This window comes from Trichocoleus sp. ST-U1 (assembly GCF_039961835.1).
GTDB lineage: Bacteria > Cyanobacteriota > Cyanobacteriia > Cyanobacteriales > FACHB-T130 > FACHB-T130.
Genome location: NZ_JAMPJZ010000008.1, coordinates 84,443 through 105,577, shown reverse-complemented (window position 1 = coordinate 105,577; position 21,135 = coordinate 84,443). Strand labels below are relative to the sequence as shown.

Annotated in this window: 10 protein-coding genes; 3 read left to right on the top strand and 7 right to left on the bottom strand. The window is 45.0% G+C overall.

Annotated elements, in window-relative coordinates:
- Nucleotides 1–376: 376 nt before the first annotated feature.
- From NDA06_RS05270 to NDA06_RS05260, 3 genes are all read right to left on the bottom strand, one after another.
- Nucleotides 377–1,435, bottom strand: a complete 1,059-nt coding sequence (locus tag NDA06_RS05270; RefSeq protein ID WP_190984573.1) for a chemotaxis protein CheW — start codon at nucleotides 1,433–1,435, stop codon at nucleotides 377–379.
- A gap of 5 nt (nucleotides 1,436–1,440) precedes the next feature.
- A complete protein-coding gene (locus NDA06_RS05265; RefSeq protein ID WP_242047336.1) occupies nucleotides 1,441–2,895 on the bottom strand; it encodes a protein-glutamate O-methyltransferase CheR in 1,455 nt (484 codons plus the stop codon).
- Nucleotides 2,896–3,145: 250 nt separating this feature from the next.
- Entirely contained in the window at nucleotides 3,146–8,272 is a 5,127-nt protein-coding gene (locus NDA06_RS05260; protein ID WP_190984571.1) for a PAS domain S-box protein, read from the bottom strand.
- A gap of 887 nt (nucleotides 8,273–9,159) precedes the next feature.
- On the opposite strand from NDA06_RS05260, the gene NDA06_RS05255 reads away from it, so the two are divergent.
- Complete coding sequence (locus NDA06_RS05255; RefSeq protein WP_190413546.1) at nucleotides 9,160–9,561, top strand: response regulator; 402 nt, start codon at nucleotides 9,160–9,162, stop codon at nucleotides 9,559–9,561.
- Nucleotides 9,562–9,781: 220 nt separating this feature from the next.
- On the opposite strand, the gene NDA06_RS05250 is transcribed toward NDA06_RS05255, so the two are convergent.
- Together NDA06_RS05250 and recN are read right to left on the bottom strand one after the other, a co-directional pair.
- Complete coding sequence (locus NDA06_RS05250) at nucleotides 9,782–12,400, bottom strand: adenylate/guanylate cyclase domain-containing protein (RefSeq protein WP_242030550.1); 2,619 nt, start codon at nucleotides 12,398–12,400, stop codon at nucleotides 9,782–9,784.
- A 155-nt stretch (nucleotides 12,401–12,555) separates the two neighbouring features.
- A complete protein-coding gene (recN, locus tag NDA06_RS05245; RefSeq protein ID WP_190984570.1) occupies nucleotides 12,556–14,430 on the bottom strand; it encodes a DNA repair protein RecN in 1,875 nt (624 codons plus the stop codon).
- Nucleotides 14,431–14,709: 279 nt separating this feature from the next.
- On the opposite strand from recN, the gene NDA06_RS05240 reads away from it, so the two are divergent.
- Nucleotides 14,710–16,803 (top strand): AarF/ABC1/UbiB kinase family protein, encoded by a 2,094-nt coding sequence (locus tag NDA06_RS05240; protein WP_190532972.1) that lies wholly within the window; start codon nucleotides 14,710–14,712, stop codon nucleotides 16,801–16,803.
- A 291-nt stretch (nucleotides 16,804–17,094) separates the two neighbouring features.
- Nucleotides 17,095–17,874 (top strand): PRC-barrel domain-containing protein, encoded by a 780-nt coding sequence (locus NDA06_RS05235; RefSeq protein ID WP_190984569.1) that lies wholly within the window; start codon nucleotides 17,095–17,097, stop codon nucleotides 17,872–17,874.
- Between the two features lie 48 nt (nucleotides 17,875–17,922).
- Here the strand turns inward: NDA06_RS05235 and NDA06_RS05230 are convergent, their stop codons facing one another.
- Nucleotides 17,923–19,245: an ATP-binding protein gene (locus NDA06_RS05230; protein WP_190984568.1), complete on the bottom strand. Its 1,323-nt coding sequence runs from the start codon at nucleotides 19,243–19,245 to the stop codon at nucleotides 17,923–17,925.
- 1,259 nt (nucleotides 19,246–20,504) lie between these two features.
- Nucleotides 20,505–21,116 (bottom strand): hypothetical protein, encoded by a 612-nt coding sequence (locus NDA06_RS05225; RefSeq protein ID WP_348251688.1) that lies wholly within the window; start codon nucleotides 21,114–21,116, stop codon nucleotides 20,505–20,507.
- Nucleotides 21,117–21,135: the final 19 nt, after the last annotated feature.

Sequence of the window (21,135 nt, the reverse complement as noted above, 5' to 3'; positions counted from 1 at the left end):
TACATACTTAGTTCTGTGTTAGAACGGCTCTTATTATTAATCCCTCTTCCGCTCTAGGAGTGTTAAGAGTTTAAAAAACTTAAAATATAGAAATGATATTTATTCACGCTGCTAACCAGCCGCATACAGATTAACCAAATGACTGCCTCGAATCTCAACGCAGCTTTGTTGAGGTTTTAAGTGCCAATCGGTTGAGTAATGCCGCCGGTGTCTTTGGCTTGCTGATTGGGAGCCTTCAGCGCTCCAACAACCTGTTAGATAGCGGCTTTCGCTCTTCTCAGCATCGCTGCCCCTTCTAATGTTAGCGATGCCGCCTGGGTTGCTTTCTCAACCAGCATTAAATAAAGCTTTCTGCGCAATGGAATGTAACAACTAATCACACTTCTTCATCAACCATCAACCCTGCTTGCATCAGGATTTTGGGTAAATCTAAAATAGCTATCATCTTTTCGCCGTAAGCAACCGTTCCTCGGAGGTATTCATCATTAACAGAACGAGCTGCGGCAGGTACTGGCATCATCTCCGACAGGTGCAAATACATCACATCCAATACCTCATCAACTATCAAACCAGCCACTAGATCGTCGATGCAAGCAACCATCGCCTTCGCGGTATTCTCTAAATTACCCAATGGTAAATTTAATACCCCACGAATATCGATTAATGTCAAAATCTCACCCCGCAAATTCATATTCCCGACAATATAAGGTGGGCAACAAGGAATCGGAGTAACTTTGCGAATATCAGTAAATTCGCGCACGTTCCCCAAATCCACCCCAAAATATTCATTATTTAAATTAATCACTGCCATCGGGCGGCTTCCCGTAAAATCTTGGTTCTCCGCTTGTCGCCTTAAATTTTCTGCCCGTTCCTGAAAAATCGCTTTTTCTTCTGAGGTTTTATTGGAGAAAGATAGGCGTCTCTCTTTGGGAGAACCAAGGGCGATATCAGCTTTTAATTCTGGATTCAGCGGTGTTTTTTCTGTAATTAATGCTTCAATGTGTTCTGTAAATTGGAGGAGCTTTTCCGGGTTCAGTAACATCACGATATCTGTCTCTACCTTGGCAATACCCGTAACAAAATGGAGTTGATTCGCGATTTCTCGTTTATAGGAAAAATCTGCCGCGATCGCATTATTGTAAATTTTCTGCACTTCATGAACTTCATTGACAATAATGCCAAATCTAAATCCCTGGCATACCAGAACAATTACACTATCCGTAAGGCGATATTCTGGGAATCCGTACCCCAGGCGATAATGAAGATCCATAACTGGTAAGATTTCACCCCGGAGATTAAGCACTCCTACCATTTCAGGAGGTGCTTCTACTATTGGCGTTAACTCTGGGAGAAAGAAAATCTCTTGTACTGAAAATGCTTCTACTCCATAAAGGGAAGCATTTAAGCTGAAAATAATATATTGTTTATATTCCATAGAGATTATAACTGTGGTTGTAACATTTTTTGGATGTGTACGCTCAATTCTCCAACGGTCATTTTTTCTGGGAATTCAACTATCAATTCCTGGGGTAATTTTTTTAAAATTTCCAAAGCAACAGTTCGCATTTTTAAAGCTCTAGAAAGATTCCCTTCTAGTTCGTAAATGCCGCTAATTTCCAGATATGCCAAAATAGAGGAAGGTACTAAGTAAATGATTTTTTTTAATAAAATTTTAGCTTCTTCAACATCCCCCCGTTCTTCCGCAATATGGGCGAGTAGGTATAAAGGTTTTTCGGAAAGAGAATCGATTTTAAGTGCTAGTTGGCAGTAGTGAACTGCCTTGTCATATTCACCTAAGTTGGCATATATTTGAGCCATCAGATAGTAAGAGTCAAAGTTTTTGGGTGCCAAAGCGATCGCTTGCTCTGTTTTTTGAATTGCTGAGGGATAATACTTCTGTTTAAAAAGGGTTTTAGCTTCACAGATAAGTGTCTGGAAGGTTGAAGTATTCGTCAGGTTCTCGCTGATTTCAAGATTAGATAAGCGTCCGCATTCATTGACTTCGTTACTAATTTTATATGTTACTTGTACAAGAGAATAAGTTTTCGGAACTAATTGTGCCAGTTCTATTTTCACCTTATTTGCAGCTGGGGAAGATGGGCAAAGTATTGGTTCTTCAGTGTCAGAATAAGCTTTTGCTTTCTTCCTTGAAAGATTCCCTCCAACCGTCTCTTTAGGGCGTTGATAGATCGTTGATTCGGGAAACGACTCCGTGTGAAATAAGCTGAGGTCTATCCCCTGAAGTTCAGCATGAGCCGTCAAAAGATATCCTCCAGGTTGTAGAGTATTGTAAAAGTTATTGACAACAAGTGAGATGGCAGGTTTATCAAAATAAACAAAGACATTCCGACAAAGAATTAAATCAATATTTTGAGCATCTAATAATAGATTAAGAAAGGGCATTTGAATTAAATTGACGGTTTTGAAATTAACCATGTTTTGAATGCTGTTGTTAATTTTCCATTCCGTCCCATGTGGTTCAAAGTAGCAGTTTTGTAGTTTCTGGTCTAACAATCGAAATGACCAAGAACTATAAACTCCTTGTTTTGCTTTATTGATAGACTCTTGATTGATATCTGTTCCTAAAATATAGAGATTCCAGCTTTCCCAATCTGGAATGAGTTCGGTGAGGAGAATAGCTAGAGAATAAGGTTCTTCGCCAGTTGAGCATCCCGCGCTCCAAATTCGCAGGGTTTTCATTTGCTTCTTAGCGGCTATCAATCGCGGTAAAATTTGATATCTTAATAGAGAAAACTGACCTTTATCTCGAAAGAAGTAACTTTCGCCAATTGTTAACAAATTCGCTAGTTCTTGCCATTCGCTCTGACTTTGATAATTATCGATTTCTAATAATTGGTAATAAGCCTCAGGAAGATAGATAGAAATGACGTTCATCCGGAAGCAAATTTTTTCACATAAAGCTTCTCGCTCTTGCGGACGAATCTGTAAGCCTGTATGAGTCCCAATGAGTTGTATAAAACGCTGTATGAGAGCTTCATTAAATTGTCTTTGAAATGACACGGAATCTCCTTCTCATTAAACTTCCCTGGTAGGACGAGTAAATCGCTTACTGAATACAAGAGGGCGATCGCTTTAGCGGTAGATACATTCCTCGGCAAGGGCAACGCTTAGTCATGTTGAGTGGTTACAGGCAAGGAATCATAGGAATTTCAATCCAAAACTCTGCTCCCTGTCCTGGTTCTGAAACGCACTTGAGCATTCCGCCATGTTTCTCCACCACAATTTGGTAGCTAATGGATAGCCCCAAACCAGTTCCCTTGCCGACTGGCTTGGTGGTAAAGAAGGGGTCAAACAGACGCTTGATAACGTTCTCTGGCATTCCTGGGCCATTGTCTCGAATCCGAATCACAACGACTTGGTTCTTGGTCATTGGTAATGGATCTTCGGTGATTGGCGTCAGCGACGTGTTAGGGCTTCCAGTCTCTTCCTCATTACCCGTTAGACGATTACGGATTTCGGTGGCGATAGTAATTTTCCTTGGTTCGGGTTGGCTGTCGAGGGCATCAATCGCATTGCTGAGAATGTTCATGAACACTTGATTGAGCTGACCGGCGTAGCAATCGACTAAGGGAAGATTGCCGTACTCCTTCAAGACTTGAATCCCGCCGTAAGCGCCATTGGGTTTCAAACGGCTATGAAGAATGAGCAAACTATTGTCGATTCCCTCGTGGATATCGACCGGCTTCATTTCAGCTTCATCCAGACGAGAGAAGTTCCGCAGTGACAAGACAATCTGACGGATGCGGTCAGCGCCCATTTGCATGGAAGATAGCATTTTGGGCAAGTCATCAATGATGAACTCTAAATCAATCTCTTCCTCCTGCGCTTGAATTGCGGGAACGGGATTGGTGTAGTGCTGTTGATAGAGGTGTACGAGATCGAGTAGGTCTTGAATGTAGTCGCTGGTGTGGCTGAGGTTGCCGGTGATGAAATTGACTGGGTTGTTGATTTCGTGGGCGATACCGGCGACCATTTGACCCAAGCTGGACATTTTTTCAGTCTGAATCAGCTGAGATTGGGCTTGTTTGAGATTGTGCAATGCTTGCTCTAGTTGTTGCGTCTGGGTTTGCGCGGCACGGGCGGCGGCACGACTTTGGGCGTAGAGTTCTGCTTGGTCAATGGCGATCGCTAGCTGATCCACGACGCCTTGCAGTAGCTCAATTTCGCTGTCAAGCCAGGGACGAGATCCACTGCTATGACTACAGACAATCGCGCCTAAATGACCGGCGTGGGTTTTCAAAGGTAGCAGCAGCACCGAACGAACGCCCAAATTGCTCAGTAGAGGTGCGATTTGCATTTCTCCATCCTCGGCATTTAGGCTGCGATCGCTTGTCAGATCGTCAACCCGCAACGTCTGAAGTTTGCGGATTTTGTCGCTTAGGGGATCGAGTTTTTCTGGGGGACACTCGGAGAGCAAACTCGGTCTACTCCCGTCTGTTGTCGCTTCGTGAGTTACGGTCAGACTCGCCTGATTGGACTGCGCCCAGCACCACAAATACTGACATTGGTCAACTTGCAACAAACCGCGAATCTCATTGACGGCAGTTCCCAGGATGGTATCTAGGTCGAGGGAATCTCGAATCTGGCTTGCCAATCGGAACAGCAAGGCTTCCCGACGTGCGGAGAGGGCTTCTTTCGCCCAAGACCGATCGATGGCGATCGCGATCGCGTTGACGACCCACCCTAAGACTTGATGAACGGCTTCGGTAAAGCGTTGGCTGCTGCATACAGCCATGACGCCCACCAGTCGCTCTTCGACAATCAGGGGATAGGTTGCTAAATAGCTTTCGGGAATTCGCAAACAGCTTTCAGCGACAAAATCATCGTACAAGCGGGCTTCCAACCCGCCCCCAGACCGATAATTACTATCCTGAGTCAGGTAGGGTTGACGAGTTTGAGCGACGAATCCGACGAGGGTACCGTCTAGAACTTGGTGACGCTGAGCCAACAAATCTTGCCAATACAATTCGCTGTCTCGATCAACCCTTGTCGTTGCTTGCAATTCCAAGCGATTGAGTTTTTGGTTAAATGTCCAGATACAAGCAAAAGTTGCATCGAGATGCTGCACCATTGCTTCCGTACAGTGATTGAGACTTTCTGATAAAGACCCAGCCGCACCCAAAGCAGTACCGATTTCTGCTTCTAGGGTCGAGAGGCGCGATCGCTCCATCAGTGCTGCTTCTGACTGTTTGCGACCTGTAACATCCCGGAAATAAACCGATAGACCATCTTGATAGGGATAGCCCCGCACTTCAAACCACGACTCCAGAGGCTCGTAGAACACCTCAAAGTGAACCGTTACTTGATTGGCAACTGCCCGCTGGTACTCCTGATAAAAATTAGAAGTGACTGCTTCTGGAAACTCATCCCAAATACACTGATTAATCAACTCATCTTTGCTTCTAAATAAAAGCTGCTCTGCCCGCGAGTTCAAATAGGTGAATCGCCACTCGGTATCTAAAGTAAAGAAAGCATCGGTAATACTTTCCAAAATGCTCCGAGTGCGGTTCTCGCTGTTGACAGCCGCCTCGCGTGCCGCCTGTTCTCTCGCCAAAAGCTGGATGCGCTCCTCCTCTTGCCGCTTGCGCTCGTCGATATCCGTGTTCGTCCCAAACCAACTAACGATCCTGCCTTCGTTATCATGCACGGGTACCGCCCGTCCCAAGTGCCAGCGATAGTTTCCCTCAGCCGCATTCAGCAGGCGAAATTCAACTTCGTAAGGCTCTCCCGTAGAGAGAGAATGACTCCAGCGGGCAATACACCCCGGCACATCCTCCGGATGCAGCACATCTTGCCATCCCCAGCCCACCATTTCCTCGAAGGTGCGTCCGAAATATTCTAGAACGCGCTGGTTCACATAATCGAGTGCGCCATCTGGCTGTGCCGTCCATACCTGTTGCGGAATCACTTCAGCTAAAGCGCGAAAGCGCTGTTCGCTCTGCCGTCGTAATTCTTCTGCCCTTTTGCGCTCAGTGATGTCTTGACGGATTGCTACATATTCAACGGGTTTTCCATCGGAATTTAAGACGGGCACAATGGTGGTATCTACCCAGTAACAAGTTTTGTCTTTGGCTCGATTTCTGATTTCGCCATGCCAGACGCTGCCACTACTGATGGTTGCCCACATCTGCTGAAAAAATTCCTTGGGGTGATAGTCAGAATTGACGATGCGGTGATTTTGTCCGAGCAGTTCCTCTTTGGAGTATTGAGAAATTTCGCAGAATTTATCGTTTACATAGTTAATCTTTCCGGTGGAGTCAGTGACTGCCACGATTGAAGATTGAGCGAGTGCAAACTTGATGTCTGCCACTTCTTTGAGGGATTCAGACAGTGCAAATTCAGCTCGCTGACGCTCTTGTTGTGCATGAGCGTCTTTGATGGTAATCATCAAGTATCCGGCAATATCAGTTAAGGTGGCTAGCTCATGTTCGCTCCATTTGTATGGTTGCGGCGAGTCAAAGCACAGCAAGCCTACTAATTGGTCGGAATACGGAAACGGTACGTCAAGCATAGACTGAGTTTGGACTGCCAGCAGGACATCAGCGAGAGGTGCTAGCCGGAAGTCTTGGGTAACATCGTTACAGATGAATGATTCGCCCATCTGCAAGGCATTGAGATACTCCGGAGCCGCAGTGAGGTCAACCACCGCTCCTAAGAGTTTCGGCATTCCTGGCGGCTCGATGGAGGAAATTACCGTCAAGATACCTTGGTGATTAATCGTTGAGTAAGCTATTCGCAGATAAGGGAAATATTCGCTAATTTGTTTGAGCGTGCGCTCAATTATTTGCTCTATCGACAAACCAGATCGGGTTTTAGTCGAGATGCTGTTAAGCAACTGAAGACGAGTTTTGCTCTTCAGAAGCGCTGTCTCGGCTCGCTTGGAGAGCGTGATGTCTGTCTGAATGCCAACCAAGTAAAGTAAATCGCCATTATCTGAGAACACAGGCGAAATTTTTAATTGGTTCCAGAAAGGTTGACCATCTTTGCGATAGTTTAGCAGCGTGACTTTAACTTCTTTCGCTTGAGCGATCGCATTCCTAATTTTTGCGATCGCTTCTGGATCGGTATCGGCACCTTGCAAAAACCGGCAGTTACGACCAATCGCTTCCTCTGGCTGATACCCAGTAATTCGGGTGAAAGCTGGGTTCGCGTAAACAATCGGGCAATTTGGTTGATGGGGATCGACGATGACAACTCCATCTGAAACTGACTTTACAGCTTGTGCCAGTTTCAGATTTTCTGCGGCGGCTCGACGCAAGGCATCTTCAGTTTGCTGACGTTTGGTGATATCCATAACTGTGCCGATCGTGCGAACCGTTGTTGCCGTTTCGCTGTAAAGAACTTTGCCTTTTCCCGCTAGCCAGCGGATACTGCCATCAGGACAGACAATGCGGAATTCAATCTCGTGGTCTGTTTTACCCTGAATAGAGTCAGCGATCGCCCCAGCGACAAGTTCCCGATCTTCAGGATGAACCCATTTTAGGAAGCATTCCTGAGTTGCGTCAGTGCCCGGAACTAAACCCAATAGCCCCTCTAAATTATCAGATCCTGTTGGAGCGATTCCTTCACCTGTCAAAAGATTAAAATCCTCAATGTTAGTGCCAGAAGCTGCTCGTCCCAACTGAAATCGGGTTTCTTTCTCCTGAAGTGCTGCTTCAGTTTGCTGTTGATTGATGATAATTTGTTCGAGGTTTGTTAAGTTTTTTCCCAGTTGTAAGTGAGCGATCGCTTGCCGTCCTAATGTCCCCAGTGCTTCCTGCTGTTCCCTGCTTAAATCTCGCGGCACATCATCGAGGGCAGATAGCACCCCTACCATCACGCCCTCAGACGTGACTAAGGGCACACCCGCATAAAATCGGATTTTTGGATCGGATTTCACCAAGGCATGGCTAGCAAACCGTTTATCAGACAGGGTATCCCGAACGAGCATCAACTCGCATTCGCAGATTTCTGGTTGCAGGATGGCATAAGTGCAGAAAGCAACATAGGCGTCAGTGTCTGGGGTGGAAATGCCCAATTTTGACTGAAGCCAATGTTGTTTGCCATCCATAAAGCTGAGCAAAGCCATCTTTGTCTGGCAAATATAGGCTGCTAAACGGGTCAGATCGTCGAAAGCAGCTACAGATATTTGAAGATACGCTAGCTCCGGAGGAGCTGTAACGCTGATGCGATCGGGGATAGAGTTGAGTAGCGGACACCATCCCAGAGCATCGAGCGGGATTGCTCCGTTTCCAGGTATTCTTGCGTTCATGTTAAGCGCCCTTTTCTGCGAATGCTGCACTTTTTAGGAGCTAGCTGTATAAATGTTTACTTTTATTAAAACCGGATGATGAAGGCACTCTTTGAGACTTACTTTCCCTTTGCCTCTATGAGAAGCTTTATTGAAAGTTATATGATGTAGATGTTCCCTTATTTAGTTACTGAACTTAATCTTTGATACTGCATCGCTCAAGTTAGGTTAGTTGATGCCAGCCACAGACTAAAAGAAACAACAGCATAAAGTTTAGGTAGGCAATACCCTCTTCACCGCAATTGCCAAGCCACCATCCGTCTTTAGGGAAAGCTAGGTTTTTGGCTGCGAGCAGAAATGCGATCGCCCTTCTGCTTGCAGCCTGCTAACGAAGCCTTTCTAGAGCAACTTGGCAGAACCTTCTCTATCTAGGATTCCCGTCGAGGATATATTTCTATCACAGACTGATATTTTTTGATTAACAAACACCCCATCCGCTCTTTTAGTATTTTTATCTTTACAAAACAAATGCAGCTTCAGTTTGTTTTCTTGTTACAATTAGTTAACTATATTCCCGTAATTATTCTATTTACTGAGCAATAATCCTCAAGCTATAGTGCATATAGTAGAATGTTTATTTTAATAAAATTAAATTTTTGTAAAGCATTTTGAGATAGACAAACATTGAACGAACATTTATTAATAAGGAGTCCTAAAAAACTCAACGAAACTAGAAAAGCCTTAAATTAAGAATAGCTGGACAGGATAGATGTATTCTGACAAAGGAAAGCGATGCTCTCTTACCTACTGGGGCTGACGTTAGAATAATTTGGATTGGGCTTTTTAATCGCCTTTGAACCAAATTCAACGATTGTAGGTTTTTGTATACTAAAAACTGGGTAAAGAAGATGTCTTCAACTTTGAGTGATATACCGACTATCCTAGCAGTGGATGATAGTAGCGTCATGCAGACGCTGATCAAACGTGCCCTAGAAAGAGACTACAAAGTTTTGGTGGCAGATAATGCAGTAGATGCCTTATCGGTGATTTACCACCAGCAGATTTCAATTTTATTACTGGATGTTTCCATGCCAGGGGTAGACGGCTTAGAACTCTGCCGCACAGTCCGGAGTTTACCGCAATTTAGCGAGCTACCCATCATCATGCTGACAGCCCGAGACGGAGTTTTTGATAAAGTACAGGGGCGTCTGGCGGGTGCAACTGAATATTTGACAAAACCCTTTGAGGCTGAGCAACTGCGCCAGATTGTTGGCAGTTTTATTAATTCAAATTGTTCAACTGAAATTTAATTTCCACTCCCTCAAACTAGAAGTGTTAGCGTAGCGAATACTTGTGGTTAAAATTAGTTACCAACACGATGCCATTGGTTCACATCCCCAACTTCTCTCTCGAAGTCGGGGATCTCGCCTTCAGGAATCATTTAAGACGGTTACAGTTATCCGATTCCAGGGTGATTTTGCTGATAGCTAATCGCAAAAATAGAGGCTTGAGATTAGCCATTAGCCATTCCTACTTTTCCGTCAACGTGAAAACCCCATCCCAGTTATCAGGAGGCGGTTCTTGGAGAAACAACTGACAGCGTTTCAGGTGCAAAGCAGCCGCTTTGTCGTTTTTGTCAATTTCTTCCAGAATCGTGCCAAACTCACCCATTGCGCGAGTAAACTTGCGATTTAGGTAATACTCGCGTCCTTTATGGTAAAGCTCGATCGTCATTTGCTTTTGATCTGAGATTTTCTCTTCCCGCAGTCCCACCAGTTCATAGATATTCACTGGCGTAGTCTTACCTTTGACTCGAATACAATCAAGTTCTCTTGCCCAAATCAGATTCTTGCAAGGCTGATAAGTGCTTTCGCTAATCACAATATCGCAACCATATTGTTTGCTAGCACCTTCTAAGCGAGATCCCAAATTCACTTCGTCACCAATTGCGGTGAACTCCATGCGCTTACTGGAGCCAATATTACCGCTAATTACCGTACCGGAATTAATCCCAATCCCAATCTTAAACGTTGGGAATCCGATGTCTTGGCGACAGGCATTAAATTCTGTCAAACGATGACGCATTTCGACGGCTGTTTGTACCGACATCCAGGCATGATCCGGCAAGGGTAAGGGAGAACCAAAGACTGCCATAATGGCATCGCCAATATATTTATCGAGGGTGCCTTTGTGTGTAAAAACAGCGTCTACCATCGACTCAAAATATTCATTGAGCATCTGCACCACGTCTTCTGCATTCATACTTTCGGTTAAGGTGGTGTAGCTGCGAATATCTGAGAACAAGATGGAAACTTCTTTTTTATCGCCCCCTAGTTTGGCATCACCGCTATTGATTAACTGTTCTGCTAATTCTTGAGTCATGTAGCGGTACATCGTACTCTTGAGCCGTTTCTCCTGAGAGATGTCATCCATCACCACCAAGGCACCGTAGACGTTGTTATTGTCGCTGGCATCTGCAATGGAGTTAATTGACAGGTGAACGCTATGTTGTTCTTCTTCTGTAGAGAGCAGAGTTTGATCGGGGTAGTATTGCTGGCGGCTTTTTTCTTCAGCGGCGTCTATCGCAGCTTTAAACCATTTAGAAAAGTCACCTTCTTTGATGCGGATCAGATCGGCAATTTTTCTACCTTCTATATGGTCTTCATTTTTAAATCCTAAGAGTCGCTTGGCGCTTTCATTCGCTGCAATAATCTGACCGGATTTATCAGTAGAGAGAACTCCATTAGAAAGGCTGCGGAGAATGTCACGCTGCATTTGTTCTTGCTGTTTGACCGTAGCAAACAATTTGGCATTTTGCAGCGCTACACCGGCTTGAATATTAAATGCTTCCATGAAAGCTTCATCACTTTGATTAAAGCTTGCCTTCCAGCATTCGGGAGGTTCGGGCCAAGTTTCCGGATTATAAGGGGGAAATTCTCCCTGTTTTTTCTTATTTACAAGTTGGGTGACACCAATCAACGCTTTGTCAGCGTTAAAGATTGGCATACATAATAAGCTACAAGTACGATAGCCATTTGCCTGATCGACTTGTTTAGACACTTCAGAATCTGGATCGGCATAGAGGTCAAAGGAGATATTCAGGGGTTTGCCGGATTCAGCAACTTTCCCGACATAACCTTTTCCGACTGGCACTCGCAGTTCCCGCATGGAACCGTCGGAAAGAGGGATTCTTGTCCATAAGTCATGGCGATCGCTATCTAACAGCCACAGGGTGCTACGATCTGCATTCATCAGCTCCTGGGCTTCATGCATCACCCGGTTCAGGGTATCTTCTAAGTCGAGATTGCTTTGGCTTAAGGATCGAGTCGCCTTCATCAAGGCATCAGAAGCCCGCTGTCTCTGCGTTGCCATGTAAAAAGAGCGGGAACTTTCTAGAATCAGGCGAATGGAAGGCGCAAATTCTGCAAAAATTCTTTCATCTTTTGAAGTAAAACCATTGAGATCGATTCTTTCCCCTAACGGCTTTCCTGGCTGATTTGGTAAATTTAATTTATTAATTAATTGAACGACAGCGACTAAATTTCCCTCTTCGTTTACCAGAGGTAAAGTCAACATCGTATAGGTGCGATAGCCATTTTCTTGGTCTTTCTTTTTGGCGAACGCAGAGCGCGGATCTTCGTAAAAATCAAAGGGAATATTAATACTTTTTTTATGGGTTGCTACCTCACCGGCAATGCCTTTATCTGCCGGAATCCGCAACTCTAAAGGTCGCCCCTCTGCGCCTTCAGCAAGAATTGACCAGAGTTGGTTCTTTTCTTCATCTAGTAAATAGATGGTTGTGCGATCTGCGCCGAGTAATTCTCCGGTTTTTAAGGTAATGGCATTCAACATTTCTTGAAGAATGGCATCAAAACCCTGACTATCAGTCAACATTGACAGGGTTTGATTGACTACCTGAAGCTTTTCTTCGACACCTGTGACGACTTCTTTGAAAGTTTCCTTATTCAGTGGGGCGAGCAGTGCCGTAAAACTGCCTTCTTTTGTGGCTAATGCACCACCCGTACCAGTAGGAATATTTGTAGAGGTTTGGGGAATTTGATTCCCTGTTTGATTTTCATCGTGGGGAACAACATCAATCACCCTGTCTGTATCGTTCCAACCATGCATTTTGGTAGATGAAGGTGTCATAGATTTTTTCAGATGCCTGAATTTGAGCGAGGTACGAGGCGGTGGAATTATCCTACAAATTTAACAGCCAAACTTTTTGTGCCTAGTGAGCAAATGCCATACTACTTACTCAACAGTTTACTCTTTGTTTTGGGGTTGGATAGAGGGCAGGTTATTTATTTGTTGTTCTTGGTCTTGCGTCCATTATGTTTGACTGCGGCTTGAGCTAGCAAGGACTCTGCAAAAGCGATCGCATCTTTGGCAGAATGTCCCCCAGCTAGTGTTGCTAATTCTTGGCGGCGCGTCTGGTGATTGTCAAGCACGCTGACTCGGACAACCGTGCGTTCGGAAGCCTGAAGGATGTAAGATGTCGGGTCTTCTTCCCGGAGTCCTTGAATTGCTCTCTCTAAGGGGAGGGTTGGATGAATTGCTTCGGCGTTGGTTGTCGAGACTTCGCCCTTTTTCCCAGCCTTCTTGGAGGGATCTGGCTTCTGGCTTCCTTCAACGACGTGTTTATCGACGCGGAAATGGCGGTCAGCCATTGCGGCGACGAGGGGTTGGTGAGTGACGCAAAGAACTTGATGTCCCTGAGAAAGTTGGTGGAGTTTCTCAGCGATCGCTTGGGCAACCCGTCCGGACACCCCGACATCGATTTCGTCAAAAATTAGGGTTCCGGCAGCTTCCAGTTGCGAGAAACAAGCTTTCAGCGCCAGCAAGAAGCGGCTCATTTCCCCTCCAGAGGCAGTGGCAGACAGCGGTTGTAGGGGTTCGCCTGGGTTGGGACTAAAATAAAAGGCGATTGCGTCGGCACCTGTTGCGGTTGGGGGACAAGGGGTAATTTTGACTTGAAACTGCACCTTTTCCATCGCTAAAGGCTTGAGTTCTGCCACGAGCCTGCTTTCTAGTTCGTTGGCAGCAACGCCGCGCAAAGCGGTCAACTGGTCAGCCGTAAAGGTCAAAGTTTCATGACATCGAGAATAGATTTTTTCCAGTTCTTCGAGGGAGTGACCGCTATCGGTGAGGAGAGCGAGTTCAGCTTGGATGCTTTGACTGTAAGCGATCGCTTCCCCTAACGTCGGGCCATACTTACGGCAAATCTGCTTCAGGGTGCGGATGCGCTCTTCCACTTCCGCCAGTCGCTGGGGATCGGCTTCTAAAGAAGCACCGTAAGCATTAATTTGCTGTCCGGCTTCCACCACTTGCGCCAGAGCCGTACTCACCATATCCAGAACGGGTTGCAGCGTGGCATCATACGTTACCATATCAATCAGCGTGGCTTCAGCTTGACCTAATAAGTCTGCACCCGCTGACTCCCCCGCATCATTTTGATAAAGAGCTTGATAAACCTGATAACTCAGCTGTTGTAACTCCACCACATGACTTAAGCGCTGGCGTTCTTGTTCGAGCTGTTCTGGCTCATCCGGTTCGCTCAAATTAGCGGCAGTTAATTCTTGGGCTTGATACTGTAGCAAATCGAGCCGTTGCAAGCGTTGCTGCTCGGACTGACGGCGTTTGTCTAGGCGATCTCGTGCTTGTTGGCAGTCGAGATAGGCAGCTTGAACGACTGAGCGTTGCTGTAGCACCGCCTCGCCGCCATAGACATCCAGTAACTCTCGCTGAAGCGCAGGTGCCACGAGTTGCACGGTTTGACCTTGGGCAGTAATTTCTACTAAGCGATCGCGCAGGCGATCCATTAATTGCCGATTGACCAGAACGCCATTGACGCGAGAGCGGCTGCGGAGGCTTCCTTGCAGGCAGGCTATCTCCCGACAACAAACCACGGCTGTATCATCCAGCAGCTCGATCTCTTGTTCGGAGAGCCACTCGGTCACAACTCGGTCAACCTTGAAGGTGGCTTCCACCAAAGCGCGATCGCTACCCGTGCGAATCGACCATTTGCTGACTTTTCCGCCCAAGGCGGCGTCAATCGCATCCAGAATAATCGACTTTCCCGCGCCGGTTTCGCCGGTCAGGACATTCAATCCAGAGCCAAATTCAAGCTCCAGATGGTCAATCAAGGCAAAGTTTTCAATCCGTAGGGACAGGAGCATGGAGCAAAATTCACCTTGAGGGAAGAGGGCAGGCAGTGGCAACCCAATGAACAATGGCAAGTGCGAAGCATTTGATGCTGTGCGAGTTATTTAAAAAAGGTACTGGGCTACCAAACTTAGTTTAGTGTTTAGTTTTAAGTCCCGAAACTTTTTCAGAGTAGCGGGAAATTGACCGAACTGGCATTGTCCCCAGCTAGAGCCGGAATACCTTGTCCTGGCGCTTCCCCTACTTATTGTTACAATACTTAACAGAGTTGCTCTGAGTCGGTTCCCAAGCTTATGAATGTTAAAAGAGTCTCCCCTATGTCACATCGGACAGACGCAAGCGATCGCATTTCTACAACAGGTGTGATGAAACCTGCCCAGACAGCGTCCGCCGCGCCAGGAGAGGCGGTCGTGGTGGAGTATGAGCTGACGCCGACAGCAGAGCAATATCCAGCAGCCGTAGATGCCCAAACCGCCTATATCCAAGCAGAAGAACTGCGCTACGACCCCGTCGCCATTACCGATTACTACCGGAGGCGTCCATTCCAAGTTTGGGGGCGATTGTTCAATATTCTGGTGCCGATACTCCGCTTTGGACTGAGTTTGTGGTGGGACAAGCAAACAGGTAGCGTTCCCAAGAACGAGCGGAAACGGGCAATTCGATTGCGGACAATCATCACGAGACTGGGACCCGCCTATATTAAGGTGGGGCAAGCGCTCTCGACCCGACCAGACTTAGTTCCGACGACTTATTTAGACGAACTAAGTCACCTGCAAGACCAACTGCCACCTTTTCCCAATGAATTAGCTTATCGGTTTATTGAGGAAGAATTAGGCGATCGCCCCGAACAAATTTACGCCGAACTCTCCCCGACCCCGGTAGCCGCTGCCTCCTTGGGACAAGTCTACAAAGGCAAGCTCAAGACTGGCGAAACCGTTGCTGTGAAGGTGCAGCGTCCCGGCTTAAGAGAAAACATTGCCCTAGATATTTACATCCTGCGTACCCTTGCCGGGTGGGCGCAGAGAAATCTCAAACAGGTGCGGAGCGACCTTGTCTCCATCATGGATGAATTTGGCACCCGCATCTATGAAGAGATGGACTATACCCAAGAGGGTCACAACGCCGAGCGCTTTGCCTCTCTATACGGTCACTTACAAGATATTTACATTCCCAAGATTTACTGGGAATACACCCAGCGTCGCGTCCTGACAATGGAGTGGATTAACGGCACCAAATTGACCCAGCCAGAGGCACTCCGCGCTCAGGGAATTGATGCCGTTCATTTAATCGAGGTTGGCGTTCAGTGTTCGTTGCGGCAATTGCTAGAACATGGCTTTTTCCACGCTGACCCCCATCCAGGTAACTTGTTAGCGACGACTGACGGTCAACTTGCTTATCTGGATTTTGGCATGATGAGCGATGTCAAACCTTATCAGCGGTATGGCTTAATTGAAGCCGTGGTTCACATGGTCAACCGGGACTTTGAGGGCTTAGCTCGCGACTACGTGAATCTAGAGTTTTTAACCCCAGACACTGACCTGGCTCCCATCATCCCAGCCCTTTCCAAGGTCTTCAGCAACGCGCTGGGAGCTAGTGTCGCGGAGATGAACTTTAAGAGCATCACCGATGATATGTCGGCGTTGATGTATGAGTATCCCTTCCGCGTTCCAGCCTACTACGCGCTGATTATCCGGTCTCTGGTCACGTTAGAGGGGATTGCGATTAATGTCGATCCCAATTTTAAAGTTCTCAGTAAAGCGTATCCCTACGTTGCCAAGCGCCTCTTGACAGACCCTTCCCCGGAATTGCGGGCATCTCTGCGCGACCTCCTGTTCAAAGACGGCAGTTTCCGCTGGAATCGTCTGGAAAATCTGTTAAAAAATGCCCGTTTCAGTGACGATTATGACCTGACTCAGGTGCTGAATCAGACTCTAGATTTTCTGTTCTCAGAGCGGGGTGCATTTATCAGGGAACACCTAACGGATGAAATTGTGAAGGGTATCGATTCGCTGGGACGCCGCACCTTCCAAAATGTCACGTATTCGCTACGCGAACGGGTGGGGATGACGGTGAATGAGGCACCGCCGTCGGCAGAAACGCCCGCCAGTCTGGAGCATATTAAACGGATCTGGGATATTCTCCAGGAAACGAGCGGATTTGATGCGATGCAACTGTTGCCTGTGATTCCCCAATTGCTTATGAAGCCAGAAACTCAGCGCATGGGTCAAAAAATTGCCGGGGGTTTGGTGCAGCGAGTGGCGGCGCGGTTGATTCGGGACGTTTTACTTCAGGATGCGCCCCCAAAAGCCTCTCAGAACGGTCACACGCCACGTACTTATCCCCCAACATCACCACGCTTAGCGTTGCCGCCTGCTGCCGCGAGATAAGGCTGTAGAGACCGTTGGGGCATGGGAAAACTAGCTGGGTTCACTGAAGAGCGTAAAGAGCGATCGCTCTGGTGACAATATCGTTCAGTTGAGAATGATTTTAGGTTGGGTGGAGCGTCAGCTCCACCCAATTTTTGCTTTATTCGGTTGCTTTTCTTGGCTTAACCTCAACTTACACTTTGATTAGGAAACGTTTACAAGAAAGCTAAGTTTGAGGCGATCGCTTCCCGACTCTTGTTAATCTAAAGCAGCATATATTGCCAATTGGATGAATCTCTAAGGATTTTGGTCATGAACGCGCAACCACAGATAATTAGACAAAGTGACTTACTCAATCGGCTGGTACTCGATCGCAGTACAGCAGAAGAAGTGGGTCGGGTAGAGCAATTGTGGCTAAATTCTCAATCTCACCAAGTCGTAGGGTTTAGCTGCAAGTCAGGATTTTTGGGTAGTCTGAAACAGGTGTTTAGGTGGGAGCAAATTACTACGATTGGCACCGATAGTATTATCGTCAACAACACTCCAGAAGTTATTGAACCCGAAACGCCAATTCAGAAAATTTCTTTAATTGGACATGAGGTGTGGACTGACGCTGGCAACAAAGCTGGCAAAATTATAGACTATCTCTTCAATCCTAAAACCGGCGCTGTTGTTAATTACTTATTTGTTTCTAGTGGTTGGCGCGGTGTTTTGAATGGTGTTTATTTGCTCCCGGTAGAAGCTATTTCTAGCACGGGTAGTAAACGAGCGCTTGTCGCGGATGCCATCGTCCAAACTCCGCAACAGTACACCCAGGGACTTAATCAAAAAATGAGTCAAGCCGCAGAGTTACTGAGAGAAGACTATAAGAAAACTCAGGATGATTTAGAAGCGCTAAAGCGCAGCGCTCAAAATATTGCTGAGCAAGTCAAAGACACAACTGAAACGGTGACTGGGATTGCTAAAGAAAAGTTTTCTGAGGCGACGCAGCGACAAGACACTTCTCAACCAAATGAGACGATAAAAACAATTGATACGACGGCTCAGTCTTTACCAAACGAGCCTCCAGAGCTACCTGGAAACACTAATTAAGCTAATAGGATAAAAAATCGATGATGAAGCACATCAAATAATCTTTACTTATCGGTTTTGATTCAGGTGATTGAGCGGCAACTTAACAGTAAAAGTCGTGCCGCTGCCAACTTCACTTTCGACAGCGATCGCACCATCGTGTAAATCAACACACTCTTTAACGATTGTCAATCCCAGCCCTGTACCAGAGATTGTGCCGACATTCGTTCCTCGATGGAATCGCTCAAACAAGCGTCGTTGGTCCTCTTTTGGGATTCCTATTCCCTCGTCCTGAATTTGGAAGATTGCCTCACGATCCTGACAGATAAGTTCAAAATGAACTTTGCCACCTCTAGGAGAATATTTAATTGCATTTGAAAGCAAATGGTCAATAATTTGTCGCAGCAGCTTTTTATCCAGGTAGGCGTTAGCACACTGCCCTTGATGAATAAAAGTAATCGCGTGTTGGGAGCCTATGCTAAGTTGCAATTCTTCCACCAACTCGCGGCTAAACTCTACTAAATCTACTGGTATGGGATTAAGCTCTAACTTGCCAGCCTCTGTTTTATCCAGAAGAAGGATGTCGTTTAACAACCGAGCCATTTGTTTGCTAGCAGCTCTTATTTTCTGGAAATGCGAGTCTTTTTGTACGTCAGATAATTTGTGTTTGTAGCGTTCCAGTAATTCAGCAGACATAGAGATAATTGTCAGTGGCGTGCGGAATTCATGAGATGCAGCCCTGATGAAGCGAGATTTGAGATTGCTAAGTTCTTTTTCTTGTTCTAGTGCTTTTCGGGTTTGTTCCGCCTGTTTGTGGCGTTCGGTGATGTCACGCACTAGCCAGCGCAAACCGATTAAGTTGCCGGAGCGATCGCGTATAGCAGCCACGTTCAGTGCAGCTGGGAACGGCTGACCTTTTGAGGGTTGTAAGCGCACTTCCCAGTCGTGCAACTGCGGGAAGTGATTCAATTCGGTCAATATATCCCTAAAGGTTTTGCGATCTTCCTTAGCCACAAAAATCGCCATTGGTTTGCCGATTAGAGAATTCTGGGAGCGGTTCAGCAAAGCCGCGGTTGTGCGGTTAGCCTCCTGAATGATTCCAGAGGTATTCGTCACGATGTACCCGTCTGGGGCAAACTCAAATAGCTCTTGGTAGCGCTGGCGTTCTGCTTTTACAGTCTCGCAGGCGATCGCCAGTTGTTCGTTGCGTTGCTGCAACTCCTCTGTAGCCACCTGCAACTCTTCCAAAACCGTGGAGAGTTCCTGCAAAGCCTCCATTGTCAGTGTTTCCTGCGGATGCGGAAGGGATGGGGATTCCCTAGTACGCTGCCACAGCTCGTGCAGGCGCTGTTGTGCCGCCTCAATCTGTTGGTTAAAAATTTCCTCTTCCATCACGTACTTGTTCTGTGAGAATTAAGCTTAAGGGTTGATGCGCTTGCAGGAGTTTTCCTAAATTCACGAGCGATCGCTTCCTTCATACTCACAGATTTATGAATTTAGTATAAAAGCAAATCCTCTCACAAAAGATGCAAGCTTAGGAACAGCGCTATTACTTACCACCAGAATAATATTTGTAAATACAGGAAGCGGCAAACTATAAAATTGAATATTACTATCGTAATATCCTGTCATTGCTAAGTCTCTCTACTAATCATAATTGCTTAGTACTTAATTTGAGAATTCTTAAGCATTTTTTTCACAAGAATAAGGCAATGAACTTTTAATTAACAATTTATGCTTACTAATACTCAGAAATTAACTTAACCCTATCTTCGATTATAAGTATTAGAATATGATTCTGTGCAACTATGATTTTAAACTACTCATAACTTTACCGTAATACAATTATCAACTTTTAAATTAATGTTGAGTTTACTTATAAAAATATAGGATTAAAATTAAATTGCAAATTTTATTGGTAGATTAAAATTATTTTTTATCAGTAAAATTAGTTATTTAATATAAAACTTATTTAAAAAGCCACCCAAACTTTCAAGAAATAGTTTTTTCATAAATATAAAAATAAAAAGGCAGTGCTAGCTTTAACTTATTCCAATTCCAATTTCCATCATCTGAGGTTCTACGATAAACTTAACTTCAAGGTTAGTGAGTAAGAGTGCAGTAGCGATCGCGTCTATCCTTACTCTAATTGCAAACTGATACAAAAGCCTAGGAGTGCAGTTAATAAAAGTAACGATGTCATGCGATCGCGCTCATCTCCACCAAAGCAAACGCAAACATCTATACATGAAGGGGAAGCGATCGCACTTTTAATTAAATAATGCAACCGCTCTTCTCCTCAAAAACTACACTCGCAAATAACTACATCCTAAAATTAACTGACAACTATTAGCTCAAACAAATTTCCATTGTTTTATTCACTTAAGTATAACGCTATTGTCATGTACTAATTTGATTTGATAATAGCCATGAAATCCCTTATTTTTTAGGCTATGACTTAGATATTAATACAACCTAATAAAACCAAATTTTCAAATAACTAAACGGCTGGCAAAAAAGTTTCTTTTACACCCAAACTTTAGTATGTATTTAATACAGCATTAACAAAAAAATCTAGGTGACTGGATTAATTTTCTTGTATTTCTAGTTTAGTGTCAATATGGAAGTAAATACTCACAAATTTATATCACTCAATCCTCTAATAAACTTATCCCAAAGTGCTTGCTCACCTTAATACCTAAACAAATAATTAATAAAGAAACTAAAATATTAATTAGAATTTCTCTTGTTGAACCAAAGGGTAAGGATTGTAGATAAATAGTACATTTTGATAAGTCATTTCCTACGCATAATGCTAAAGGAAATAAGAGGAATACTCCGTTTACAATTAAGATCCATAAAGATATTTTAAAACTAACTTTTAACCAATATACAGCAACATCCTGTGCAATTTTATTTAAGACTATCACTCGCAAGCGCCTTCCTTTTGCGCTCTTCATGTTTTTTTCATTAAGAAGGTTCCATGTCCGTACACAAAAAGTAATTAGGCGTGGAATTATTAGAATAGCTAATATTATTAATCCTGCTCTACTTGTAGCAAAACCTTGCAATACTTCCCAATAACTAGAATAACATCTTCTGCTAGGCAACAAATAGGTGGGAAATGTTGACCCATTTCTACAAGAAATTACTTCAAAAGTGACCAGGCATAAAACTATTATTGTTACCGTACCAGAAACTATTCCTGTGACAGCAACAGACAAAGAATAAGAAATTCTGGTAAGTATCTTAAAAAAATTCATTGCTTCCAGAATACTTTTC